The 25,556-nt window shown below is 72.7% G+C and carries 12 protein-coding genes; 2 read left to right on the top strand and 10 right to left on the bottom strand.

Translation table 11 applies throughout. The annotated features are described in order from the left end of the window. The first annotated feature begins 40 nt into the window (after positions 1-40). Positions 41-1,645, top strand: coding sequence for an FAD-binding oxidoreductase (locus tag ACIPYQ_RS10465; protein WP_401248448.1), 1,605 nt, complete (start codon positions 41-43; stop codon positions 1,643-1,645). Between the two features lie 71 nt (positions 1,646-1,716). Here the strand turns inward: ACIPYQ_RS10465 and ACIPYQ_RS10460 are convergent, their stop codons facing one another. The 5 genes from ACIPYQ_RS10460 to ACIPYQ_RS10440 form a co-directional block, all read right to left on the bottom strand. Continuing rightward, the gene (locus ACIPYQ_RS10460; RefSeq protein WP_361756717.1) at positions 1,717-2,610 is read right to left on the bottom strand and encodes a geranyl diphosphate 2-C-methyltransferase; all 894 of its coding nucleotides are present in this window, start codon (positions 2,608-2,610) and stop codon (positions 1,717-1,719) included. A 14-nt stretch (positions 2,611-2,624) separates the two neighbouring features. Further along, positions 2,625-3,983 carry a family 2 encapsulin nanocompartment cargo protein terpene cyclase gene (locus tag ACIPYQ_RS10455; protein ID WP_401248445.1) on the bottom strand — a complete coding sequence of 453 codons (1,359 nt, stop codon included), beginning with the start codon at positions 3,981-3,983 and terminating at the stop codon, positions 2,625-2,627. Between the two features lie 194 nt (positions 3,984-4,177). After that, a complete protein-coding gene (locus ACIPYQ_RS10450; protein WP_361756711.1) occupies positions 4,178-5,590 on the bottom strand; it encodes a family 2B encapsulin nanocompartment shell protein in 1,413 nt (470 codons plus the stop codon). A 384-nt stretch (positions 5,591-5,974) separates the two neighbouring features. Continuing rightward, positions 5,975-7,543 (bottom strand): amidohydrolase, encoded by a 1,569-nt coding sequence (locus ACIPYQ_RS10445; protein ID WP_401248441.1) that lies wholly within the window; start codon positions 7,541-7,543, stop codon positions 5,975-5,977. Between the two features lie 39 nt (positions 7,544-7,582). Continuing rightward, the gene (locus ACIPYQ_RS10440; protein WP_401248438.1) at positions 7,583-7,795 is read right to left on the bottom strand and encodes an MbtH family protein; all 213 of its coding nucleotides are present in this window, start codon (positions 7,793-7,795) and stop codon (positions 7,583-7,585) included. Between the two features lie 93 nt (positions 7,796-7,888). On the opposite strand from ACIPYQ_RS10440, the gene ACIPYQ_RS10435 reads away from it, so the two are divergent. Continuing rightward, positions 7,889-9,013 (top strand): alpha/beta fold hydrolase, encoded by a 1,125-nt coding sequence (locus ACIPYQ_RS10435; protein ID WP_401248435.1) that lies wholly within the window; start codon positions 7,889-7,891, stop codon positions 9,011-9,013. Between the two features lie 4 nt (positions 9,014-9,017). Here ACIPYQ_RS10435 and ACIPYQ_RS10430 read toward each other — a convergent pair whose 3' ends face one another. The 5 genes from ACIPYQ_RS10430 to ACIPYQ_RS10410 form a co-directional block, all read right to left on the bottom strand. Then, a complete protein-coding gene (locus tag ACIPYQ_RS10430) occupies positions 9,018-10,721 on the bottom strand; it encodes an ABC transporter ATP-binding protein (RefSeq protein ID WP_401248432.1) in 1,704 nt (567 codons plus the stop codon). Next, the gene (locus ACIPYQ_RS10425; protein WP_401248429.1) at positions 10,708-21,663 is read right to left on the bottom strand and encodes an amino acid adenylation domain-containing protein; all 10,956 of its coding nucleotides are present in this window, start codon (positions 21,661-21,663) and stop codon (positions 10,708-10,710) included. The genes ACIPYQ_RS10430 and ACIPYQ_RS10425 overlap by 14 nt, the downstream gene beginning before the upstream one ends. Before the next feature lie 55 nt (positions 21,664-21,718). Beyond that, entirely contained in the window at positions 21,719-23,506 is a 1,788-nt protein-coding gene (locus tag ACIPYQ_RS10420) for an ABC transporter ATP-binding protein (RefSeq protein WP_401248426.1), read from the bottom strand. A gap of 2 nt (positions 23,507-23,508) precedes the next feature. Next, positions 23,509-24,567, bottom strand: coding sequence for an iron-siderophore ABC transporter substrate-binding protein (locus ACIPYQ_RS10415; protein WP_401248423.1), 1,059 nt, complete (start codon positions 24,565-24,567; stop codon positions 23,509-23,511). 112 nt (positions 24,568-24,679) lie between these two features. Further along, a complete protein-coding gene (locus ACIPYQ_RS10410) occupies positions 24,680-25,528 on the bottom strand; it encodes an ABC transporter ATP-binding protein (RefSeq protein ID WP_361756688.1) in 849 nt (282 codons plus the stop codon). Positions 25,529-25,556 lie beyond the last annotated feature (28 nt).

Below are 25,556 nucleotides of genomic sequence, written 5' to 3'. Positions count from 1 at the left end.
TTTACCGCTAGGTAAATTACCTCGACCCCTGGAGTGCCCCATGACCGGCACCACCGCGCAGCCGACCTCCCGTGCCCGCTCCTGGTGGGGCTGGGGATGGGCCGACGCCCATCCCGACGACGCCGAATGCGCCGCGATGGGCGCCCTCCTCCCCGGCACCCTCGCCCGCCCGCTCCCCGTTCCCCGGGTCGGCGACCTGGGCATCGCGAACCCCGCCGTGGAGCCCCCGGGCAGCCTCGCCCACCTGGTCACCGCCGACCCCGCGGACCGCGCCGCCCACGCCATGGGCAAGGCGTACCGCGACGTGATGCGCGCCCTGCGCGGACGGCCCGGCCGCATCCCCGACCTCGTCGCCCGCCCGCTGGACGACCGGGACGTGGCCGACCTGCTGCACTGGGCCGGCGAGCGGCAGGTCGCCGTCGTCCCCTACGGCGGGGGCTCCTCCGTCACCGGGGGCGTGGAGTACCGCGGCGACGCCCACCGGGCGGTGCTGTCCCTCGACCTGACCGCCATGGACCGCGTCCTGGAGGTCGACACCGAGGGCCGGTCCGCACGCATCCAGGCCGGCACCCTCGGGCCGAGCCTGGAGGACCAGCTCCGGCCGCGCGGCCTCACCCTGCGGCACTTCCCGCAGAGCTTCGAGTTCTCCACCCTCGGCGGCTGGCTCGCCACCCGCGCCGGCGGCCACTACGCCACCGGCCGCACGCACATCGACGACTTCGTGCAGTCGCTGCGCGTGGTCACCCCGGCCGGCACCGGCGACTCGTGGCGGCTGCCCGCCTCCGGGGCCGGCCCCTCCCCCGACCGCCTGTTCCTGGGCTCCGAGGGGGCCCTCGGCGTCATCACCGAGGCATGGGTCCGCCTGCAGGAACGGCCCCGTCACAAGGCGTCCGCCGCGGTCGCCTTCACCGACTTCCACCAAGCGCTCCGGGCCGTGCGGGCGATCGCGCAGTCCGACCTCTCCCCCGCCAACTGCCGCCTGCTGGACGCCGGTGAGGCCGCACTGTCCGGGGCGGCACAGGACGGCTGCGCCGTGCTGGTGCTGGGGTTCGAGTCGGCGGACGAACCGGTGGCCGCCCGGCTCGAACGGGCCGTCGACCTGGCCCGCTCGCACGGCGGGCGGTACGAGGCGGCGAACGGGGGCGGGAAGGGTGAGCCGGGTGACGCGGCCGTGAGCGCCTGGCGTTCGGCCTTCCTCCGGATGCCCTACCTGCGCGACGGCCTGGCCAGGATGGGCGCCGTCGCGGAGACCTTCGAAACGGCCGCCACCTGGGACCGGATCCCCGGCCTGATCGACGCGGTGCGCACCGAGGTCGGCGCGGCGGCGCTCAAGGCCACCGGGCACCCCGCCACCGTCAACTGCCGTCTGACGCACGTGTATCCGGACGGCGCGGCCCCGTACTTCACCGTCCTCGCCGCCGGCCGGAACGGCGACGAGGTCGCCCTGTGGGACGACCTCAAGGCCGTCGCGGGCGAGGTCCTGCACCGCCACCGGGCCACCATCACCCACCACCACGCCGTCGGCCGGGACCACCGGCCGGACTACGACCGCCAGCGCCCCGAGCCCTTCGCCCTCGCGCTGCGGGCCGCGAAGGGGGCGCTCGACCCGCGGGGCATCCTCAACCCCGGCATGCTCGTGGACTGACCGGTCCGGCGAGCGGCGGGTGGGGCCGGGTCCACCGGGGGGCGGACCCGGCCCCACGGGCCGACGGTCGGTCAGACGCGGTCGGCGGCGATCAGCACGTACTGGAAGGAGCCGTCCTTGTAGGACTCGATGAACGCCTCCTCGATGCCGGTGACCAGCGAGGACGTGGCCCGCAGCTCCCAGTAGGGCAGCGTCTCGGGGGTCAGGTCGATGACGGCCTGCGGTACGAGACGATTGTCGGCCATGGCGCGCAGGTACTCGCGGCGGGAGTGGATGTTGCACTCGAAGTGCATGTTGATCTGGGAGACCCACTTCGAGGGCTGGCCGTACCGCGGGTTCCAGCAGCCGGTGATGGTCACGTAGCGGCCGCCGACCTGGAGGACCCGGGAGTGCTCGGCGAAGAGGTCGTGCAGGTCGACGTACATGCTCGACTCGTTGTTCCAGGAGGCCGCGGCCTGCCCGGTCTCGAAGGGCGTGCTGAGCATGTTGCAGACGCGGGCGCGGACGTGGTCCTCGATACCGAGCTCGTGGGCGCGCCGGTTGGCGAAGTCGGCCTGCTTGGCCGACAGGGTGACGCCCTCGACCTTGCATCCGAAGCGCTGGTGGGCCATGACCATCGAGCCGCCGCGGCCGCAGCCGGCGTCCACGAGGGTGTCCTCGCGGCCGATCGGGCCGAGGTGGTTCAGGAGGACCTCGGCCTGCGCCGACTCCAGCCGGTGGAGCTCGGCGACCAGCTTCTTCTCGTACGCGCTGTCGCCGGCGTCACCGAGGGCGGCGTGGTCGACGTCGCCGATGCCGTAGTGGTGGTGGTAAAGGCCGTCGACGTCGCCGAGGCGCAGGTTCACGGGCCTGGCCTCGTTGTTCCAGTAACGGGCGATGTCCCCCTGGTAGGGCGTCGCCGGGGAGGGGATGATCACGGCCGGGTCGGCAGAGGTGACGGCGGTGGTGAGATCAGTGCTGGTCACGAATAAATCCATCCTTACCAGAAGTCGGGCAGGCTGTAGCGATAGGTGTTGGTCTGGTGCCAGTAGTGGTTGCCGTCGACCCACACGGCCACGCCCCGCAGGAAGCGCAGCACGCTCGGGACGGGGCAGGCGGCCGCCAGGGCGGCGGATTCGGCTTCGAACTCGTGCATGAGGTCGTTGTGGACCTCGACCGCCTTCAGGTAGGCCTCCTGCTCGGACATGTCCTCGCGTTCGGCGATCACCACGGGCAGGTTCAGGTGCCGGCCGGGGCTGGCTTGTTCCTTGGTGTAGGAGTAGAGGTCGTTGACGATCGTGGTGGCGTTGCCCGCGAGCGCGATGACCCGCTGCATGGCGGCCGGCGCGTGGAGGTCCGCGGGCAGTTCGTAGCCGCCGACGGCGTCGGTGATGGTCGGGCACGGGCGGAAGTTGTTGAACTGGCGCATCGCCAGGTACTCCCACACCTCGGGGACGTGGTCCGTCTGGGCCCAGGCCGCTTCGGCGAGGTACCCCATGTGCAGACGGGCCATGTCGTGCCGGAACCGGTCGGCCTGGCTGGGGCTGGCCAGCTGGAGGAAGTACTCCATGGCGGAGCGGTAGGCGCGCCGGGGCGCGTCCGAGTGGAGCGACTGCGCCCACTCCGGCTGGTACTCCTTCGTCGTGTGGAGCGGGTCGAGGGCGGTGTGCGCCATCAGGAGGCGTCCGCCCAGGCCGATGGGCGAACCGCCGTGGTCCTCGCAGTAGCAGTCGTCGACGGCGTTCTCGGCGACCATCAGCCGGGTGGCGAGCATCAGGTGCTCGACGGTGGGGGCGTCCGGATGGCAGGCCACCATGTAGCGCCCGACGGAGAAGCCGTCGAACTCGCCCTCCCAGTCGTCGGGGTACAGGTCGACCTCGTCCACCGCCCAGTCCTTGATCCGGCGGCTGACCTCCGCCACCCGCGCGGGATCGGGCTCCGGGACCGGGTGGAAGTAGAGGCCGGGGATCGGACGGCCCGGCACCGGCTCCTCGGGCGCCGGGGCCGCCGGTGCGTACGGCGGCTCCTCGGCCCGGGCGGCCAGGTGCAGGCTCGCCGTGCCCAGCCCGCTGGGTCCGCGCAGGATCCGCTCCAGGGCCGGGCTCGCCTGCCGCACCACGGCAGCGGGCCCCCCATCGGACACGGGTACGCCGACGGGCCCCGCCGGGGGCAGGAGGGGTACGGGCACTTCCGCGGGCACCCCGGCGGGCGCTTCCGCGGGCGCTTCCGCGGGCACGGTGGCCAGGGCGCCGGCGGCCTCGATGCCGGAGGCCAGGGCGTTGGCGAAGACGTGGGCCCCGAAACGGGCCGCAGCGGCAGGCAGGCTCGACTGCAGAGGGGAAGGCCCGGGCTCGGGCATCCGTGGCTCCTTGCTGGGTGGGTGGACTGTCCCGGATCCCGGGCACGCCCGGCGGGCCCGGAGCGGTCCGGGCCGGACCGTCGGGGCCGTGGGGCGGGTGCGCCGGCAGGGTCCGGCGGATCGGGGCCGGAGGGCACGGCGGCGGGTGGCGGCGGCCCGGGCGCCCGGCCGTGGCCCGGGCGTCCCGGGGCGCGCTAGTCGCGCCTGCGGGCGATCTGCACGTTCTCCAGCACGCCGAGCGCGTCGGGCACCAGGATGGCGGCGGAGTAGTAGGCGGTGACCAGGTAGGAGATGATCGACTTCTCGTCGATGCCCATGAAGCGCACCGACAGGCCGGGCTCGTACTCCTCCGGCAGACCGGTCTGGCGCAGACCGATGACGCCCTGGTTGTCCTCGCCGGTTCGCATGACGAGGACCGAGCTGGTGTTCTCCTTGCTGATGGGGATCTTGTTGCAGGGCAGGATCGGGACCCCGCGCCAGGCCGGGACCTGCTGCCCGCCCACGTCGACGTGGTCCGGGTAGAGGCCGCGGGAGTTGAACTCTCGCCCGATCGCCGCGATCGCCCTGGGGTGGGCGAGGAAGAACTTGGAGCCGCGGCGGCGGCAGAGCAGCTCGTCGAGGTCGTCCGGGGTGGGCGGGCCGGAGTGGGTCTGGATGCGCTGCTTGAAGGCGGCGTTGTGGAGCAGGCCGAACTCCCGGTTGTTGATCAGCTCGTGCTCCTGGCGCTCGCGCAGCGCCTCGATGGTGAGCCTGAGCTGCTCCTCGGTCTGGTTGTGCGGCCCGTTGTAGAGGTCGGCGACCCTGGTGTGGATCCGCAGGACGGTCTGCGCGATGGAGAGCTCGTACTCGCGGGGCTTGAGCTCGTAGTCGACGAAGGCACCGGGCAGTTCGGCCTCGCCCGTGTGGCCGGCCGACATGGCGATCTCGGCCTCGCCGTGCTTGTTCTGCCGCTGGTGGGGAAGCGAGCTGAACCGCTGGACGTGGGCCTGGAGGCTCGGCGCCGCGGACAGCACGGCGGCGAACTCGCCGCGGGACAGGGTGAGCAGGGTGCCGGCCGTCTCGGCGGTGGCGGTGTAGTCCCACGCGGCGTCCGCGTCCAGCAGGGCGTTCTCACCGAACTGCTCGCCATCGGCGAGTACGGCGACGGCGACCGCGTCACCGTACTTCCCGACGGAGGTCTGGCTGATCCGGCCGTGGGCGATCAGGTGGATCTGGTCGGCGGGGGTGCCGCGTTCGACCAGCACCTCGCCGGCCCGGAAGTCGCGCTGGACGCACCGGCCGGCGAGCGCGGCGAGCACCTCCTCGTCCTCGAAGCCGCGCAGCAGGGCGAGTTCGCCGAGCTCGCGGGGGATCACCCGGACGTCGCCGCCGTCCTGGATGAACTCGATGCGCCCGTCGCCGACGGTGTAGCTGAGCCGGCGGTTCACCCGGTAGGTGCCGCCCTTGGTCTCCACCCAGGGGAGCATGCGCAGCAGCCACCGGGAGGTGATCTCCTGCATCTGCGGGGCGGACTTGGTCGTACTGGCAAGGTTGCGGGCGGCGGCCGTGCTCAGGCTGGACTGCTGGGTCGGTTCCAGCTGCGTTTCCGGGCTCGTGTCAACAGTCATCGGTCGAGCTCTCCTTCGTAAGGGCGGTGATCGGCATGCGTGCACGTCACCGGTGAAAGAGGAAAAAGAGGGAGATAATTCGGGAATCCGTCCAGATCCCGGGGAACACTAACGTCGGGTAGGACAGGCGGACCCTGACACGCCGTCCTCATTACCTCGATGCAGTGATCTTGAGTCGCAGTACGTTTGCCCAGGCGACCGACGGTATTCGGCCTGGTCCAGACCGCCTTCGCCGCCGAGGCCGACGGCCCTCCCCGGCGTGACGTGGCCCCCGGGCGCGGCCCGTGTCCCCACCGGAGGCGAATCCGGCCAACGGCGCCGTCGGGCCACATGGCGAAGGCCCGCCGCGCCCGTGGGGGCGTGGCGGGCCTTCGGAGCGCCGGACTACTTTCCGCTCTCCCGTCCGTCGACGTACGTGGCCACCACCTCGATGTCGCCGATGCGCGCGACGTCGACGCTCCGCGGGTCGTCGCCGAGCACGACCAGGTCGGCGCGCTTGCCCGGGGTGAGACTGCCCGCGCGGTCCTCCCAGTGGCAGGCGTAGGCGCCGGCGAGGGTGTAGGCGTGCAGGGCCTCGTCCACGGTGATGCCCTCGTCCGGGCCGATCAGCCGGCCGGATGCGGAGGCGCGCTCGACCATGAACTGGATGGCGCGCAGCGGGGAGCCGTCCGTCACCGGCCGGTCGGAACTGCCGACCAGGGTGATGCCGTGGTCGAGGAATCCCCTGCCCCGGTACAGCCAGGGCGCCCGCTCGGCGCCCATGATCGCCGCGTAGTCGTCGCCGAAGTAGCGCAGGAAGCTGGGCTGGACGACGGCGCTGACGCCCAGTCGCGCGATGCGCGGGAGCTGGTCGGGGCGGATCAGGCCGGCGTGCTCGATGCGGTGGCGGGCGCCGGGGCGGGGCCGCAGCCGCTGGGCGCGTTCCAGGGCGTCCAGGGCCACGTCGGCCGCGCGGTCGCCGATGGCGTGCACGGCGAGCTGCCATCCGGCGAGGTGGCCGTCCACGATCGTCCGGGCGAGCACCTCGGGGTCGTCCTGCAACTGGCCGGCGTGGTCGAGCCCTTCGTACGGGGCGCTCAGGGCGGCGGTACGGGCCATCATGCCGCCGTCGGTGAAGATCTTCAGGGCGCCCACGGAGAGCCAGTCGTCGCCGAAGCCGGTGCGCAGGCCGAGGTCGAGGGCCCTGGGGATGCCGTCGGCCTCGTGCGCGCCGACCGGCCGCAGCCGGTCGGCGGAGACCATCAGCTGGACCCGCAGTGGCAGCAGGCCCTTCTCCCGGGCGAGTTGGTAGGCGCCCAGTTCGACGGGGGTGTGGCCGAAGAGGGCGCCGCCGATGCCCGCCTCGGCGCAGGCGGTGATGCCCTCGGCCAGGCAGGTGCGGGCGGCGCGTCCGATGGATTCGGCCACCTCCTCCTGGGAGTACGGCAGGCGCAGCGCGCGGGCGGCGCCCATCGCGCCCTCGGCGAGGAAGCCGTTCTCGTGGGGGACGTCCGCGGCGAGCAGGTCCAGGACGGCGGTGTTGACGACGCAGCCGTGCCCGGAGTCGTGCAGCAGGTACAGCTTGTGACCCTGGCTGACGGTGTCCAGTTCGGCGGCCGTCAGGTGGCGCCCGAGCGCCCGCTGGTCGTAGCCGACGATGCTCACCCAGGATCCGGGCGAGTTCTTCCGGGCGACGGCCTCCGCCACGACGGCGAGCGCTTCGTCGATCCGCGTGCAGCCCGCGATGCTCGGGGTGTTCTGCGTGAATCCGGTCCAGGGCAGGTGCACGTGCGCGTCGATGAACCCCGGGAGCACGGTGGCGCCCTGGAGGTCGATCACCTCGCGCGCGGGCAGGGCGGCCACGGCTTCGTCCAGGCCGACGATCCGGCCGTGCCAGATGCCCAGTTGGTGGGCGACCGGGTGGTCCGGGTCCATGGTGAGGAAGCGGGCGTTGATGAGCTTGGTGCACAGCATGGGCGGTGTCGTCCCCCTGTCGGTGTCGTCCGGAGCGGGTCAGGCGTCCATGGACCGGGCGAGGGAACGGGGGCGCAGGTCGTTCCAGTTGGCCTCGATGTACTCCACGCACGCGCCCCGGGTGTTCTCGTCGAAGACGGTCGTCCACCCGCCGGGCACCTCGGCGAAGGACGGCCACAGCGAGTGCTGGCCCTCGTGGTTCACCAGCACGAGGAAGCGGCCCTCGGCGTCGTCGAAGGGGTTGGTGCTCACGGTCGGTACCTCCCGGGAACGTGATGATTAGGTTAGGCTCGCCTAATTCGGAAGAGCTTAGTCTTTCCCCTTGCTGCTCACAAGGAGATCCGCATGCGCCTGACCGATCCCGTCTCCGGCCGCGGGGCCGGGCCGGACCACTCCTTCGCCGCGTACGGACTGCCCGGTGAACCGGGCACCGAGGCGTTCTGGGCGGCCGCGGGGGCACCGGCGTCGCTCCGTGCCGGCGACGGGAGTTGGGTGACCCTGTTCCTGTGGCGCGGCGCTCCGGCGAGCATCGGGTTCGAGAGCTGGTCGGAGCCGGTACCCCTGCGCCGGTGGGCCGGCACGGACTGCTGGTACGCCGAGGTCCCGATGCCCGCACGGCTGCGCGTGACCTACCAGTTCCTCGTCGACGGCGCGGCGCACGCCGACCCGTTCAACCCGGCCGGTGCGGGCGGCGACCGGTCCATCGCCGCGACCCCCGACGCTCCCGCCCAGCCGCACTGGCCCCTCGTGGACCCCGGCGGTGACGACGTACTGCCCCTCCCGCGCACCCGGGTCCGCTGGTCCGGCGACCGGCTCGGCGGCCGGCGCACCGTACGGGTGCACGCGGCGGGCGGTGGCGGTCCGGTGGTCCTGCTGCTCGACGGGGACGACTGGCTGTACCTGCATCCGGCCGTGACCGCCTTCGACTCGGCCGTCGCCAGTGGCGAGATGCCCCCCGTGACCCTCGTCTTCCTGCCGGTCCGGGACCGGGAGGCCGAGTTCGGGTGCAGGCCCGGGCTGTGGGAGGGGGTCCGGGACGAACTGCTGCCGCTGGTGGCGGAGTCCGGCCTGCCCGCCGACGTGGACCGGCTGGTGGTCGCCGGGCAGAGCCTCGGCGGGCTGAGCGCGCTGTACGCGGCGCTGGAGTTCCCGGACCTGGTGTCCCGGGTCGCCTGCCAGTCGCCGTCGTTCTGGTGGACGCCCGGCGCCCCCGACCTGCCGGACCCCTTGAGCGGCCCGGTCGGCGGGGCGCTCGCCGCGCGGCTGCGGGAGCGCCCCGACCTGTCCGGTCTGCGGATCGCCTTCGACGTGGGGGAACACGAGGCGCGGATGCTGCCCCACTGCGAGCTGGTCGAGACCCTGACCGAACGGGCCGGTGCGACCGTACGGGTCTCCCGCTCGGCGTCCGGCCACGACCGGGCGGGCTGGCGCCACGCCCTGCTCAGGGACGTGGCCTGGGCCCTCGGCTAGGCCGTCAGCGGGCCACCGCCAGGCAGTAGTCCTCGTCGGTGGCGAGGAGGTTGCGGTGGGTGTCCTCGGCGGTGATGACCCCGTCGTCCAGGACGAGGACGCGGTCGGCGGCGTCCAGGAGGGCCGGGCTGCCGGTGATCACCACGGTGGTGCGGCCCCGGCGCAGCTCCGCGATGTTGCGCGCGATGAGCTGTTCCGTGACCGCGTCGACGGCCGTCGTCGGGTCGTGCAGTACGAGGATGTCGCTGTCGGCGGCGAGGGCGCGGGCCAGGGACAGCCGCTGCCGCTGTCCTCCGGAGAGGTTCGCCCCGCGGTCGCGGACCCCGTAGTCGAGCCCTTCGCGGTGCAACGCGACGACGTCGGTCAGCATGGACGCCTCCACGGCCTCGGCGAGCGTGCCGCTGGTGCCCGAGGGGTCGATGTTCGTGCGGAGGGTGCCCGCGAAGATCTCCCCCTCGTACGGGTTCACCAGCATGTGCTCGCGGACCGCCTCGATGGACAGGCCGGCGATGTCCTCCCCGCTGACCCGCACCACTCCCTCGTACGCGTCCGGCGGGATCCTGACGGCCAGGATCGAGGCGAGATCGGCCGCGGAGCGCGGCTGGTAGACGGCGATCGCCACGAACTCGCCGGCCGGCACCTGGAACTTCAGGTCGCGCAGGGACCCGTACCGGACGCAGTCGATCTCCAGGTCCCCGCCCGCGGCCGGGCGCTCCGGCCCCGAGGCCGTCACCGGTGGCGCGGCCAGCACCAGCGCCATCCGCTCGGCCGAAGCGCGGGCCATCATCACGTACTTGGGCATGTCCGAGAACATCTTGAGCGGCTCCATGATGAACTGGGCCAGCCCGACGGCCATGACGAGTTCGCCGATGGTGATCCGGCCGTCGAACGCCAGCCAGCCCGCCGTCAGGGTCACGGAGACGGCGAGGACGGCGTTCAGGGCCATGGCGGTGCCCGCGTACGCGCCGTTCGCCAGGGCCACGGTGACCGCCTGCTGCTTCGCCTCCGTGCTGACCTTCCGGTAGGAGCGGAACGCGGCGTGGTTGCCGCCGAACCCGTGCAGCGGGCGCAGGCCGGTGATCAGATCGGCGACCTTCGCGCCCGCCCGCGCGACCCGGGCCTGCTGTTCGCGGGTGCTGGAGCCGATCCGTTTGGACATCACGCTCAGGATCGACAGGATCGCGACGGTTCCCACGATCACCAGCAGGCCGAGCCGCAGGTCGGCGAGGCCCAGCGCGACCGCCGCCACCAGCACCGCGACCAGTGAGCTGATCAGCAGCGGCACCACCTCGATGATGTCGGCGGTCTGGTCGGCGTCCTCGGTGGCGATGGTCAGCACCTCGCCGGACTTGAGGTCGACGTCCCGGGCCACCGGCTGGAGTCCGCAGTCCGCGACGCGCACCCGCCAGCGGTGCGCCTCGGTGGTGTTGGCCTTCTGCAGGATGCGCATGCCGAACCGCCACGACAGCGACACGGTCGTGATGATCAGGGCGAGCGCGGCGATGGACACCGCGAGGGCGCCGAGGCTGCGCTCCCCCCGCATCGTGTGCTCGACGATCAGGCCGAGGGCGATGGGGAAGGCGGTCTCACCGGCCTGGTAGAGGCCCATGAGGACGGTGCCCCAGGTCATGGCGCCGACGTTGCGGCGCAGTGCGGTACGGAGGATGTCGGACCCCACGGAGGGCCGCTGCGTGTCAGGAGTCTTCATCGAGGTGGCGGGCAATCGCTTCCGGGGTGCGCAGGGTGAACAGATCACGGATCGTGATCACAGGACCGTACTCGCGGCGGAGCAGCCCGATCAGCCGCACCGCCAGCATGGAGTGTCCTCCGAGGGACACGAAGTCGCTCACCGCGCTCACCTCGTCATCGTCCAGGTCCAGTGCCTCTGCGAAGAACTCGCACACGACGGTCTCGGTCTCGGTCTCCGGGCCGCGCTCCCCCGCCGTCGTCAGCGCGCCGAGCGGCTTTGCCTCGGGCAGTGCCTTGGTGTCGGCCTTCCCGTTCACCGTCAGCGGGATGCCGTCGACCTGGGCGTAGTGCGTCGGGCGCAGGAAGTCCGGCAGTGCGGCGCCCACTTGGGCGGCCACCGCCGGCAACTCGGCTCCGTCCAGCACGAGGTAGGCGGCCAGCCGGTGGGCGCCGTCGACCTGCGGGTCGGGCTGGGCGACCGCGGCGACGAAGCGGACCGCCGGGTGCGCGGCGAACGCGGCCTCGACCTCGCCCAGTTCGACGCGGTGGCCCCGGATCTTGACCTGCTGGTCGGTGCGGCCGAGGTACGCGAGGTTCCCGTCGGGCCGCCGGAGCACGAGGTCCCCGGTGCGGTACATCCGCTCGCCCGGCGCGCCGAACGGGCAGGCGACGAACCGGTCCGCCGTCTGGCCGGGCTGGCCGAGGTAGCCGCGGGCGATGCCGATGCCCGCCACGTACAGCTCACCGGGGACCCCGTCGGGCAGCGGGCGCAGCCACGGGTCCAGTACGTACACGTCGGTGTTGTCGATCGGTACGCCCACCACCGGGTCCTGGCATTCGAAGGTGCCGACGCCGAGGGTGTTGATGGTGTACTCGGTGGGCCCGTACAGGTTGTAGCCGGCGGTGCCCCCGGTCTCGGCGAGCCGCTGCCACAGCGTCGGGGTGACGGCTTCGCCGCCCAGCAGCACCAGGGCCGGCCGCCGCGCCGGGTTGTCGAGCAGGCCCTCGGCCACCAGCTGCTGCGCGTAGGTCGGGGTCACGTTGATGACGTCGATGCCGTGCTCGAGGCAGTACTCGACGAGCCGGGGGGCGTCGCGGCGCAGTTCCTCGTCGCAGATGTGCACCTCGTGGCCGTCGGCGAGCCACAGCAGCTCCTCCCACGACATGTCGAAGGCGAAGGACACGGTGTGCGCGATGCGGAAGACCCGGTGGCCGTGCTCGGCCAGCACCGGCTCGAAGATCCGCCGCTGGTGGTTGATCAGCATGTTGGTCAGCCCGGCGTACTCGGTCACCACGCCCTTCGGGCGCCCGGTCGATCCGGAGGTGTAGATCGTGTACGCGGGGTGCCGCAGGCGGTCGGGGTCGTCCGGCGCGAACGTCACGAACGGTCCGGCCTCGGGGAGGGGCCGGTCCAGCTCGATCAGGTCGCCGGTCAGCCGGGGCGCCACGGCGCTCACGGTGAGGATCACGTCGGGGCGGGCGTCCGCGACGATCGCCGCGATCCGCTCGTCCGGGTGGTCCAGCTCCAGCGGGACGTACGCGGCGCCGGTGCGCAGTACGGCGAACAGCGCCACGATCGAGTCGAGGGAGCGCGGGACGGCGAGGGCCACGGTCTTCTCGGGGCCGATGCCGCGCCGGGCGAGCACCCCCGCCACGGCGCGGCTGCGGTCGCGGAGGCTCGCGAAGGTCATGGTCCGGCCGTGGGCGACGAGCGCGACCCGCTGCGGGTCTCGGTCCGCCGCCCGGTCGAAACGGTCGACCACGGTGTCGGTGCCGATGTCGGTGCGGTCGGCCGGTCCGGGCCGCGGTTCCAGGCCCGGCAGCGCGCCCACCGGGCCGGTGGACCGGGCCAGGTCGTCGAGCACGCGCAGGTAGTCGTCGAGGAGCCGGCGGGCGGCCGCCGTGTCGTGGTCGCGGTACTCCAGCTTGACCGTGAGCCGGTCGCCGGGGGTGACGACCCAGGTGAAGGGGTAGTGCGTGGAGTCGTCGGCGCGCACGGCGGTGATGCCGTGCCGGGTGTTCATCTCGGCGAACGCGTCCATGTCCAGGAAGTTCTGGAGCACGAACAGGTTGTCGAACAGGGTGTCGTGGCCGCTGGCCCGCTGGATCTCGCCGAGTCCGAGGTGCTCGTGCTCCATGGCCGCGACCCTCGCCGCCTGTACGGCGGACAGGTACGCACCGGCCGTGTCGCCGGGCCGGGCCCGCGTCCACATGGGCACGGTGTTGAGGAGCACGCCGACGATGTCGGACAGGCCCTCGCCCTCGCGGCCGGAGACGGTCACGCCGAACACGGCGTCGCTGCGGCCCGTGCGTGCGCCCAGGAGGAGGCCGAACGCGCCGGTCAGCACCGAGTTCAGGGTGACGCCGTGCGTCCTGGCCGCTTCCCGCAGCAGTTCCGACTGGTCGGCGGGGAGCGTGTGCACGAGGGTGCGCGGCAGGTCGGCCACGAGGTCCGGGGCCGGTCCGGCGAGCAGCGTCGGGCCCGGGAGGCCCGTCAGGTGCTCGGCCCAGAAGCGCTCCGATACGGCCGCGTCCTTGGCGTCGAGCGCGCGGGCGTAGTCCTCGAAGCCCGGTGTCGCCGGGGCCGGGGCGGTCAACTCGCCCGCGACGGCGGCCTGGTAGGCGTCGAAGAGGTCCCGCAGCACGATCTCGCGGGACCAGCCGTCCCACAGCAGCAGGTGGTAGCTCAGCAGCAGGCCGTCGCGGTGGTCGGGCAGCCGCACCACGGTCAGCCGGATCAACGGCGGCTCACCCGGGTCGAATCCGGTGTCGCGGTCCCTGGCGAGCAGGGCGTCGACCTCTTCGTCCGTGGCGAGAGTGAGCGTACGGACGCCGACCCGCCGGCCCGCGGCGAGGACCTGTACGGCGTTGCCGTCGTCGTCGGTGGTGAAGCCGGCGCCCACCACCGGGTGCCTCGCGATGACCCACGCCATCGCCTCGGCCAGCGCGTCGGTGTCCAGGCGCCGGTCGAAGGTGAACCAGCTCTGCGCGACGTAGTGTCCGGCCGGTCCGGCGAGCTGCGCCTGGAAGAACAGGCCCCGCTGGAGCGGGGTGACCGGCGCCGTGCGCTCGGCGGTCGTGGAGGCGTCCGCGACGCGTTCCAGTGCCCGCAGCCAGTGCCCGGTGATCTCGTCGGGCACGCCGTCGGCGAGGGTGAAGGCCGCGTGCAGGCTGCCGGTGGCCGCGTCGGTCCACGCGTTGACCTCGACGGCGTACGGGCTGCCCTGGTCGCCGCCGGTCAGGTGGAGGGCCTGGGACTCGCTGCCCCGGCCGAGGTAGTTGAACAGCACCTGCGGGCGGGTGTCCAGCAGGGGGGCCGTCTGCGGGTTGAGGTACCTGAGCTGGCCGTAGGCGACGTGCGCCCGCTCGTCCGGCTGCCGTTCGGCCACCTCGCGGGCGGCCGCCACGGGGTCGGTGTGCGCGGTGAGCCGCACGGGTGCGATGGAGGTGAACCAGCCGACCGTACGGGTGTAGTCGTGGTGGGCGAGCACCGGGACCCGGCCGTGCCGCTCCAGGTCGACGGCGAGATCGGTGGGCGAGGGCTGCACGCGGGTCAGTGCGGTGCGCAGCGCGCCGCAGAGCAGCTCGGTGAGCCCGATGCCGAGGGCGGCGGGTGCGGTACGCGTCACGAGGTCGCTGACGTCGGACGGGAGGACGACCGTGGTCTCGCGCAGCCCCTCGACGGCGGGCAGCAGCGGGGGCGCCTGGAGGGTGGTGATCCAGTGCCCGAGGTCGTCGGTGACGTGGGCGGACCGGTGCGCCAGGGCCTCCGCGTACTCGGCGTAGGAGGTGGTGGCCGGCGCCGGGGGCGTGCCGCGCAGGGCGGCGGCCAGGTCGTCCAGCAGGACCAGCCAGGACACCGAGTCGACGGCCAGGTGGTGCACGGTGACCACCAGGGTCCGGCTCGCCTCCAGCCAGGTGAACGCGATGACGTCCCCGGCCTCGGGATCGAGCCGTCCGGCGGCTTCGTTCGCGGCGGTCGTCGCATCGGTGGCGCCGGCACCAGTGGCGCCGGCGGTGTCCACGCGTACGACGGTGACCGCGCGGGCGGGTTCGGTGCGCAGGGACCACACCCCGTGCTCGACGCGCAGCCGCAGCCGCAGGGCCGGGTGGGCCGCCACGAGGGCGTTCGCGGCGCGCTCGACGTCGGCGAAGCCGGTGCCCTCGGCCGCGACGAGCGTCCTGGCCTGGGCGAACCGGGCGAGGGAGCCGCCCAGTTCCCGCTGGCGCAGGATGATCGGCGTGGGTGTCAGCGGGCCGTCCTCGCGGGCGGCGGGGGTGGGTGCGGGTGTCGACGCCGCGGCCTGCGGGGTGATCGTCGCCAGGTGTTCGGCGAGGGCGTGCGGGGTCTTGAGCAGGAACACGTCCCGGGGGGCGATGGTCAGGCCGAGTACCCGGGCCCGGTTGACCACGGTGATGGCGAGGATGCTGTCGCCCCCGGCCCTGAAGAAGTCGGTGTCACCGTCCACGGCGACACCGGGCAGCGTGTCGGTGAAGATGCCGACCAGCGCGGTGAGTGCGGAGCCGGTCGCGGCCACCGGGGTGTCGTGGTGTGCGGCCCGCTCGACGAGGGCCTTGCGGTCCAGTTTGCCGTTGACGGTCAGCGGCAGGGCGTCGACCGGGAGGACCAGGCCGGGCACCATGTGCGCGGGCAGCTTCGCGGACAGCGGGCGGGTGAGGGCGCCGGGGTCCCCGGGGACCCGGCCCACGACGTGCGCGACCAGGTGGTCGCCGCTGTCCGCGACGGTCACGGCCACGTCGACCACGCCGTCGAGCTCCCTGATCGCGGACTCCACCTCGCCGAGCTCGATGCGGAAGCCCTTGAGCTGCACCTGGTCGTCGGCGCGGCCGGCGAACTCCAGTTCCCCGTCGAGGGTGCGGCGGGCGAGGTCGCCCGTGTGGTACATGCGGGAGCCGCCGCCCGCGAACGGGTCGGCCACGAACCGGCCCGCGGTGAGTCCGGGCCGGCCCAGGTAGCCGAGCGAGACCTGGTCGCCGGCCACGTAGATGGCGCCCACCCGGCCGGGCGGGACGGGCCGGAGCCGGTCGTCGAGCAGGTAGGTGACCAGGCCGGGGATCGGCGCGCCGATCGGGCTGACGTCGTCGCCGTGCTCGAAGTCCCCGTCGGTCAGGACCCGGTGGGTGACGTGGACGGTGGTCTCGGTGATGCCGTACATGTTGACCAGCTCGGGCGAGGCGGCGCCGTGCCGCTCGACCCAGCCGCGCAGCCGCCCGAGGTCCAGCGCCTCGCCTCCGAAGACGACCCGGCGCAATGCGGGGAGCGGCTCGCCGGCCTGCCGGTCGGCCTCGATGAACTGGTAGAAGGCCGAGGGGGTCTGGTTGAGCACGGTCACTCCGCGCTCGCACACCAGCCGGTGGAAGTCGACCGGGGAGCGGGTCAGCCCGTACTCGGGCACCAGCAGTTCGGCGCCGTGTGTGAGCGCGCCCCACAGCTCCCAGACCGCGAAGTCGAAGGAGTACGAGTGGAACTGGACCCACACGTCGTGCGGGCCGAAGTCCATGTCGGGCCGGGTGTTCGCGAGCAGGGTCACCACGCTGGAGTGCGGGACGACGACGCCCTTGGGCCGCCCGGTCGATCCGGACGTGTAGATCACGTACGCCGGATCGTGCCAGTCCGCCTCGGACCCGGCCGCCGGCGGGGCGGTTTCCCGGGGCGCCTCGTCCCCCTGTACGAGCACGCGGGCCGGCACGCCCGCCCGGTCCAGCAGCCGCGTGAAGCGGTCCCGCTGTTCACGGTCCACGAGCACGACCTGCGGGGCGGCGTCGGCGAGGACGTACTCCAGCCGTTCGTCCGGGTACGCCAGGTCGAGAGGCACGTACGCGCCGCCCGCGGAGACGATGGCGACCAGGGCGACGACCTGCTCCAGGGAGCGGGGTACGGCGACGGCGACCCGTTCGCCCGGCCGGACGCCGGCCGCGCGCAGGACCGAGGCCAGCTCGTCCTTGGCCCGGGCCAGTTCGCCGTAGGTGAGGGAGCGGCCGGCGCCGTCGAGGGCGCACTGGGTGACGGCGGTGGCGGCAGGGTAGCGCTGCGCGGCGGCGTCGAAGAGCGTGCCCAGGGTCGTCGGGGTGATCCGTGCGGGCCGCCGGGTGTCCTCGCGGGCGAGGTCCTCGACCAGGGCGTCCGGTCGGGTGAGCAGACCGGTGAGGGTGCGGGTGAAGGTGTGCAGGATCGCCTGCGCGGTCGCTTCCCGCAGCAGGGCGCCGTCGTGGATGAGGTTGAAGCGCGGACGGCCGTCGAGTGCGCGTTCCACCACGAGCGTCAGCGGGTAGTGCGGGGCGCCTTCGTTCACGATGTCGGTGACGACGAGCGTGTCGTCCGGTCCGCGCAGGCCCTCGACGTCGGTCGCGACGTCGAAGACCACCAGGGTGTCGAAGAGCGGTCCGGCGCCGGCCTGGCGGCCGATGCGCGCCAGCGAGACGTGCTGGTGCGGCAGCACCGCGCTCTGGTGTTCCCGTACCGAGGCGAGCAGCTCCTGCGCCGTGGCGCCGGCGGCCCACCGGGCACGTACGGGGATCGTGTTGATGAACAGACCCACCATGTCGGCGATGCCGGGCACGTCCGCGTCGCGCCCGGACACCGTGGAGCCGAACACGACGTCCCTGCCGTGCAGGAGGTCGCCGAGCGTCACCGCCCAGGCGCTGTGCACGGCCACGCTCAGCGGCACCCCGGCCGACCGGGCGGCCTCGTCGATGTCGTCCTGCGGCTCCACGGCCGTGTCGGCGAACCGGTCGGACGGGGTGTGTCCCTCGGCGACCAGCGAGGGGCCGGACAGTTCGGCGAGCTGCTCGCGCCACACCCGGTCGCTCTCGTCCTCGTCGCGCTCGGCGAGCCAGCGCACGTAGTCGGCGAAGCCGCCGCGCGGGTACACGGTGCCCGGTGCGTGGTACTCGGCGAGCAGCGCGCGGAGCATCGGGGGCACGGACCAGCCGTCGGCGATGATGTGGTGGACGGTCTGCACCAGGACGTCGCGGCCGGAGCCGGCGCGGATGAGCGTGTACCGCATGAGCGGGCCGGCGGCCAGGTCGAACCCCGCGCGACGGTCCCGCTCGGCGATGTCGCGGATCTCCTCGTCGGTGATGCCGGGGCGGTCCAGCGTGGTGAACGGGGCCTCCACTCCGCTTTCCAGTACGGAGACCACGCGGCCGTCGGCGAGGGCCGTGAACCGGGCGGCCAGGTTGGGGAAGAGCGAGAGCAGCCTGGTGGCCGCCGCCGCGAGTCGGCCGGGGTCCACTTCCCCGTCCAGTCTCAGCAGCTGCTGCTCCACGTAGCTGCCCGCGGAGTCGTCGTCGAAGACCGAGTGGAAGTACAGGCCCTCCTGCAGCGGGGTCAACGGCAGGACGTCGTGCAACGCGGGTCCGTCCAGGTCGTCGACGTCGGCCTGGGTGAGCGCCACCAGGCCGAAGTCGCTGGGAGAGTGCCCGCCTTGGTCGAGTGCGGCCAGTCCGGCCAGTCCGGCCAGGGCCTCCCGGAAGTACCCGCCGATGGTCTCGATGTCCTCGTCGGTGAACATCCCCTGGGGCCAGGAGAGGGTGGTGGTCAGCTCGTACGCACCGGCCGTCGGGGCGGGTTCGGCGATCGCGTTGAACTCCAGGGCGCGCGGCAGGCGCATCCGGGGGTCGCGCCGCTCCCCCAACTGGTCGGTGCTGCCGCTGAGTTCCCAGTCGCCCGAGGCTCCGGCCTCGAAGCGTCCGAGGTAGTTGAACAGGACCTGGGGCGCGGGCGCGTCGGACCCGGTGCCGCCGCCCAGGTATCGCAGGACGCCGTAGGAAAGGCCGTTGCCCGGAACCCGGGCGAGGTCTTCCTTGACGGCCTTGAGGGCGGTGGCCAGGTAGGCGGGCGCGGTGAGGTCGGCCGCCGCTCCGGGGTCCACGGTGACCGGGAAGAGGGTGGTGAACCAGCCGACGGTCCGGGAGAGTTCGGGTTCGAACCCGGCCGCTGCGGCCAGCAGGTGGCCTTCGCGGCCGTGGCCCTCCAGTTCGATGTGTGCGAACGTCTGGTCCTGCCCGAGGTCGCGGCGCCACCGGGCGAGGGTGACGGCGAGCGCGGTCAGCAGTACGCCGTTGACGCCCGCGTGGAACCTGGCGGGGACCTCGCCGAGCAGCGCGGCCGTGACCTCGGGGCCGACCGAGACGGTGGTCGCCCGCTCCCGCTCGACGGTGTCGGCGGCGGCCGGCGCGCGCCGGCCCACCGGTGCGTCCGCCCCCGGCAGGGGGCGCCGGTAGTGGGCGCGGTCCTCGTCGAAGGCAGCGCGCTCCAGCAACTGCGTCCAGCGTCGGAACGAGGTTCCCACCGGCGGAAGTTCGAGCGGGGTGCCGTCGGCGAACCGCTGCCAGGCCGTGGCGAGGTCCTCCCGCAGGATCCGCCAGGACACGCCGTCGATCACCACGTGGTGGACGACCACGACCAGCTGGCGTGCCGCGCGGCGCCAGACGGCACGCAGCATCACGCCGTTGTCCGGGTCCAGCCCGGCGGTGGCGAGCGCGACGCACGCGTCGAGGGGCAGGTCGTCCTCCTCCTGCCATCCCGGTGCTGTCCCGTCGGCCTCCGGGATGTCGAAGCTCCAGCGGTCGCCGCGCACCAGCCTGGCGCGCAGCATGTCGTGCCGTGCGACCACGGCGGCGAGGATCTCGTCCAGGGCCCCGGCGGTCAGGTCGGCCGGGGTGTTCAGCACCACCGACTGGACGAAGCCGTCGATGGCGTCCGTGGTCTCGCCGAGCCACCGCACGACGGGCGATCCCGCGACCGAACCGGTCGCGACGTCGCCGTGGTCCACGGCGGCCGCGCCCTCGCGGCTCGCCACGGCCGCCAGCGCGCCGATGACGCTGTGGGTGAAGATCTGCCGGGGTGTGACGTGGAGACCCACGGTGCGCAGGGCGCTCAGGAGCGAAATGGCCAGGAGGCTGTCTCCGCCGAGCTGGAAGAAGTCCTGGTCGACGCCGACCTCGTCCAGTCGCAGCAGGGCCGCGACGGCCTCGCACACCAGGCGTTCGTTCTCGGTGGCCGGTGCCACGAGCGCGCCCGTGCCGAGCTCGGGTTCGGGCAGCGCGCCGCGGTCGAGCTTGCCGTTCGCGGTGAGCGGGAACTCCTTCATCACGACGACGTGGGTGGGCACCATGTAGTCCACCATGTGCCCGGCGGCCCACGCCTTGACCTCGTCCGCCCGCAGGTCCTCGCTCCCGGCGGCCGGGATCACGTAGCCCACGAGGTAGGTGCCGCCGGCCGCGTTCTTCTTCGCGAGGACGCAGGTGTGCCGTACGGCGGGGTGTTCCGCGAGGCCGACCTCGACGTCCTCGATCTCCAGGCGCATGCCGCGGATCTTGATCTGGTTGTCGGCGCGGCCGAGGAAGTCCAGCGAGCCGTCCGGGGCGAACCGTGCGAGGTCACCGGTCCGGTACAGCCGGGACCCGTCCCCGGCGAAGGGATTGGCGACGAAGCGGGAGGCGGTCAGGCCGGGTGCGCCCACGTATCCGCGCCCCAGGAGGAAGCCTCCGACGTACAGTTCGCCGCCGACCCCGACCGGGACCGGCCGCAGTTCTTCGTCCAGGACGTACAGCTGGGTGTTGGGGTTGGCCTTGCCGATCGATGTGGACAGGCGTTCCGCCGCGCCCCGGTAGATGACGTGCGAGACGCCGATCGTCGTCTCGGCCGGGCCGTAGCCGTGGTACATGGGTATGTCGAGCCGGGTGCGGAACCGTTCGTACAGCTCCGGGGTCAGCACCTCGCCGCCGCACCACACGTGCCGCAGGCTGTCGAGCCGCCCGGAGTCGCCCGCGATCTCCAGCAGCACGTCCAGCATGGACGAGACCAGGTAGGTGAAGGTGACGCGCTGCTCGGCGATCACGCCGAGCAGGTGGTGCGGGTCGCGTTCGCCGCCGGGGCGCAGGACCACCAGCCGGCCGCCGGACACCAGGGGCAGGAAGATCTCGTTGATGGAGATGTCGAAGGACAGCGGCGCCTTGAACAGCGAGGCGTCGTCGTGGCCGAAGCGCAGGATCTCGTCGACCTGCCACAGCAGGCGCTCGCTGATCGCTTCGTGCCGGATCATCGCGCCCTTGGGCCGGCCGGTCGAACCGGAGGTGAAGATCACGTAGGCGAGCGCGTCGCCGGGGACGGTGATCCCGGTGCCGTCGCCGGGGTGGGAGCCGTACCGCCAGTCGGCGAGGTCCACGACCACGGTCGGCGGTTCACCCGGGTCGTGCTCACCCGGGCCGCCCAGCTGCAGGACGACGCGGGCGTCGTCGATGACGACGGCCCGGCGCGCGGCCGGCCACTGCGGGTCGAGCGGGACGAACGCGGCTCCCGCCTGGAGCACCCCGAGCAGCCCGATCACCATGTCGGCGGAGCGGCTCAGGGAGATGCCGACGACCTGTTCGGCGGTGATGCCGCTAGCGATCAGGTGGTGGGCCAACTGGGCGGAGAGTTCAGCTACTTGACGGTACGTCAGTGAACGGTGCTCGTCGACGACGGCAACGGCGTCGGGCCTGGTCCGGGCCTGCTCGCGGAACATCTCCACGATGGTCGGGCGGACCCGGTCCGCCCCGGTGTCGTTCCATTCGGCGAGGCTCGCGAGCCGCGCCGCGACGCTCGACGGGCCGATGCTGGCGAGGGACCGGTCCGGGAAGTCGGCCAGGTCGTCCAGCGCGAGCTGCGCGTCGGCCGGTACGACGCCGTCCGGGACGGCGATGCTGCGGCCGTCCGCGCCGACCTCCCAACCGGGCGCCCCGGCACCGCCGTTGTCGACCCACCCGAGGACGTCGGCGAACAGGGTGGCGGAGGTGAGCTCCATGCCGTCCGGGCTCAGGCCCCTCGCCCAGTACGACAGCCCGATGGCGCACGCGTGGGCGATGGTCCTGTCGGAGTAGTCGCCTGTTCGTCGGCGCACGCCGGCCAGGCGTGTGGGAGAAAGCCGCACGAGACGAGCGGTCTGTTCCGTCATCGAGACTCAACGCCCTTTCACAGTCCGTAAGTCGGCCCACCCGGATCGGGGTGGGCTAGCTGCCCTCGCGCCAGGCCCGCCACAGGCGCGCGTACCGGCCGCCCAGGGCCACCAGCTCGTCGTGCGTGCCGTGCTCCACGACGCGGCCCGCGTCCAGCACGGCGATCCGGTCCGCCGCCATCGCCTGCGTCAGCCGGTGCGCCACGAACAGCGTGGTCCGGCCGGCGCACGCGGCGAGCACCGCCCGTTCCAGCTCGGCCGCGCCCTCGCTGCCCGCTTCCGCCGTGGACTCGTCGAGGACCACCACCGGGGACCGGGCCAGCACCAGCCGGGCGAGGGCGATCTGGGCGACCTTGGTGACGTCCAGGCGCTCGCCGCCCTCACCGACCAGGGCGCCCGTTCCGCCCGGCAGCGCCTCGACCCACGTGTCGGCGCCGACCGTGCGCAGGGCGTCCATCAGCTCGGCGTCGGTCGCTTCCGGCGCGGCCAGCCGCAGGTCGTCGGCGAGCGGGCCGGAGAACACGTGCGTCTCCTGCGTCAGGATGCTCACCAGGGCCCGCGCCCCGGCCTCGTCCAGACCGGCGAGGTCGGTCGGCCCGATGCGCACCGACCCGGCCTGCGGGGTCCCGATGCCCGCGATCAGCGCGGCCAGGGTCGACTTGCCCGCGCCCGTCGCCCCCACCAGTGCGAGCGAACCCCCGGCCGGAATCGTCAGGTTGACGTCCCGCAGGACCGGCTCCTCGCTGTCGGGATAGCCGAACGTGAGCCCCTCCACCGTCACCGCGTACGGCACGTCCGCCGCCGGTGCGACGCCCGGGGCGCCGACCAGCCGGTCCTCCGCGTCCTCCCCCAGTACGCCGACCAGCCGTGTCAGGCTCGCGCCCGACTTCTGGGCCTCGTCGAAGGTGAACATGATGGAGCCCAGCGGGGTGAACAGCCGGTGGAACAGCAGCGGGGCTGCCGACACCTCGCCCAGGCTGGCGGCGTCGGCCTCCAGCAGGGCGTACCCGACCACGAGGATCAGGACCAGGCCGATGAACTCGGCGCGGTTCTCCCGGCCGACGAACCGGCCGAAGAGCCGGAACACCTCGATGCCGAGTTCGCGCACCCGCCACGATTCGCTGGTGACCTTCTCGCGGACGGCCCCCTCCAGGCGGTACGCCCGGACCGTGTCGATCCCGTTGAGCCCACTGATCAGCGCCTGCGCGCGGTCGGCCTGGACCGCGCGCTGCTTGCGGTAGAGGGGGGCGGAGCGGGGCAGGTACCAGCGCAGGGCCAGCGCGTACGCGGGCAGCGCGCCGGCGCCGGCCAGGCCGAGCCGCCAGTCCAGGCCGAACATGCCGAGCGTGGCGATGACCACCAGCACGCCCGCCGAGAACACCGTGGGGACGGCCGTGCGGATGCCCCGGGACAGTACGGCGACGTCGTCGCCGACCCGGGACAGCACGTCTCCCCGGCCGACCTGCTCGATGCGTGCGCTCGGCATCCCCAGCACCGCCCGTACGGCGCCTTCCCGCAGCCGCGCGAGGAGGTCCGCGCCCAGCCGCCCGACCAGGTAGGCCGACAGGGCGGTGGCCGCCGCGCCGAGCAGCGCGGCGGCCACCATCAGCACCCCTGTCGTGACCAGGATGGAGCGGGATTCGCCCGCGACCACCCCGTCCACGACCCGGCCGAGAAGCAGCAGCGGGAGTACCTGGAGCGCCGCCCCGGCCACCGTGGTGAGCACGGTGGCGGCCGTCAGCCAGGGCACTTCGCGGCAGTGCGCCGTGACCCAGCGGGTGGCCTCGCGTCCGGTCGTCGTGCGCAGGGTCGACGGGGCGACGCGCGTATCAGTGGTGCTCACACCTAGCCGACCGACTTGACGAGTTCGTCGATCGCGTACGGCAGGGACAGCAGGGTGCCCTGGGACATGGCCGCGCCGACCGCCGGGCCCTCGCTGTCCAGCAGGTACGACACCTTGCCGTTCTTGACCGCGCCCAGGTTGGCGAACAGCTCGAACTTCTTGAGCGCCTCGGTGTCGGCCTTGTCGTTGATGACGAAGATGCGGTCGACGTCGATCAGGTCCATGCGCTCGGGGGACAGCGTGGTGTAGAACTTGCCGTCGGCGATCTTGTCGATCTCGGTCTGGTACTTGAAGCCGGTGCCCGTCACCAGGCGCCCGCGGACGTCGGTGGAGGTGAAGGGGGCCGCCGAGTCCTTGTACCAGGACAGTGCGACGGCGGTCTGGTTCGCGAACTCGGGGTGCGCCTTCTTGGCCGCGTCGAGCTTGTCCTGGATGCCCTTCACCAGTTCGGTGCCCTTGGACTCCTGGCCCAGCGCCTTGGCGATGTGGACCGCGTTGTCCTGCCAGGGAGCGCTGAACGGCTCCTTCTCGGCCTTGGTGCGGCCCACCGTCGGGGCGATCTTGGAGAGCTTGTCGTAGGCGGCCTGGTCGATCTCGGAGTAGACCGCGATGATCAGGTCCGGCCGCAGGGCGGCGATCTTCTCGTAGTTCGGTCCGGTGTCGCCGTTGTTCATGACGACCTCGGGGCGGGTGTCGCCCCACTTGGCCTTCACCCAGGGCCACTGGGTGTTGATGTCGGGGCTGGTGCCCGGCGGGTTCGGGTACTGGTCGACCATGCCGACCGGCTTGATGCCGAACGCCAGGATGGCCTGGTCGTCGGTGTAGCCGACGGAGACGACCCGCTGGGGGGCCTTGGCGACCTTCGTGGACCCGAACGCGTGCTCCACGGTGACCGGGAAGGTGCCGGCCGCGGCGGCCGGGGCGTCGGCGCTCTTCTTGTCGGACTGGTCCTTCGTGTCGGAACCGCATCCGGCCAGGAGGCCGACGCCGAGGGCCGTGGCGGACAGTACCGCCGTCAGCCGCCCCCAGGAGTTCGTACGAGTCGTTCGATGGAGAAGCATCCGCAATCCCTTGCTTTCGGGCTGTCCACTGCACCCCCGCCCGAGGGCAGGCAAACCGTATCGCGCTCAAGTGAGGCTAGCCTAGCCTTACTTGAACCGTATTTTTGTCCAATCAGTCGAGTGGGCCGAGCTGGACGTGGGTGCGGCCGATCGGCACGATCAGCGGCCGGTCCCCCACCGGATCGTCGATCACCTTGGCCCGCAGACCGAACGCCTCGTGGAGCAGCTCGGCGGTGATGACGTCCCGCGGGTGCCCCTGCGCCAGGATCGCGCCGGCCTTCATCACGATGAGGTTGTCGCTGTAGCGCGTGGCCAGGTTGAGGTCGTGCAGCACCATGACCACGGTGCATCCCGACTCGTGGAGGTCGTCCACGAGGTCGAGCACGTCGATCGCGTGCGCCAGGTCCAGGAAGGTGGTCGGCTCGTCCAGCAGGAGCAGATCGGTGCCCTGGGCCAGCGTCATCGAGATCCAGACGCGCTGGCGCTGCCCGCCGGACAGCGCGTCGACCGGGCGGTCGGCCAGGTCGGACACCCCGGTCATGGCCAGCGCCCGCTCCACGACGGCGGCGTCGTCCGAGGACCACTGGCGCAGCCAGCTCTGGTGCGGATGCCGCCCCCGGGCGACCAGGTCGGCCACCGTGAGCCCGTCCGGCGCGACCGGCGCCTGCGGCAGCAGGCCGAGCTTCTTCGCCACGTCCCGGGTCCTGAGCGTGGCGATGTCCTCGCCGTCGAGGACGACCGAGCCCTTCGTCGGCTTGAGCAGCCGCGAGAGGGTCCGCAGCAGGGTCGACTTCCCGCAGCCGTTGGAGCCGATGATCGTGGAGATCACCCCGGGCGGGATCGCCACGTGGAGGTCGTCGATGACGCTCCGGCCCCCGTACCCGACCGTGACCCCCCTGGCCGCCAGCCGTGAGGTCTCCTCACCCCCGGACTGGATCCCGGTGATGTGCGAAACGGCCACAAGTCCCCCTGAACTAGACGTGCATGCA

Origin of the sequence: Streptomyces sp. NPDC090045 (genome assembly GCF_044747975.1) — a bacterium.
In the GTDB taxonomy this organism is placed as follows: domain Bacteria; phylum Actinomycetota; class Actinomycetes; order Streptomycetales; family Streptomycetaceae; genus Streptomyces.
The sequence above is the reverse complement of the archived record's forward strand: the minus strand, read 5'-3'. Positions and strand labels throughout refer to the sequence as shown.

Bases quoted from the DNA above. Each gene is read 5' to 3' on its own strand.
- ACIPYQ_RS10415 (WP_401248423.1), bottom strand. From the start codon at position 24,567: ATGCTTCTCCATCGAACGACTCGTACGAACTCCTGGGGGCGGCTGACG.
- ACIPYQ_RS10435 (WP_401248435.1), top strand. From the start codon at position 7,889: ATGCGCCTGACCGATCCCGTCTCCGGCCGCGGGGCCGGGCCGGACCAC.
- ACIPYQ_RS10455 (WP_401248445.1), bottom strand. From the start codon at position 3,983: ATGCCCGAGCCCGGGCCTTCCCCTCTGCAGTCGAGCCTGCCTGCCGCT.
- ACIPYQ_RS10450 (WP_361756711.1), bottom strand. From the start codon at position 5,590: ATGACTGTTGACACGAGCCCGGAAACGCAGCTGGAACCGACCCAGCAG.
- ACIPYQ_RS10445 (WP_401248441.1), bottom strand. From the start codon at position 7,543: ATGCTGTGCACCAAGCTCATCAACGCCCGCTTCCTCACCATGGACCCG.
- ACIPYQ_RS10430 (WP_401248432.1), bottom strand. From the start codon at position 10,721: ATGAAGACTCCTGACACGCAGCGGCCCTCCGTGGGGTCCGACATCCTC.
- ACIPYQ_RS10465 (WP_401248448.1), top strand. From the start codon at position 41: ATGACCGGCACCACCGCGCAGCCGACCTCCCGTGCCCGCTCCTGGTGG.
- ACIPYQ_RS10425 (WP_401248429.1), bottom strand. From the start codon at position 21,663: ATGACGGAACAGACCGCTCGTCTCGTGCGGCTTTCTCCCACACGCCTG.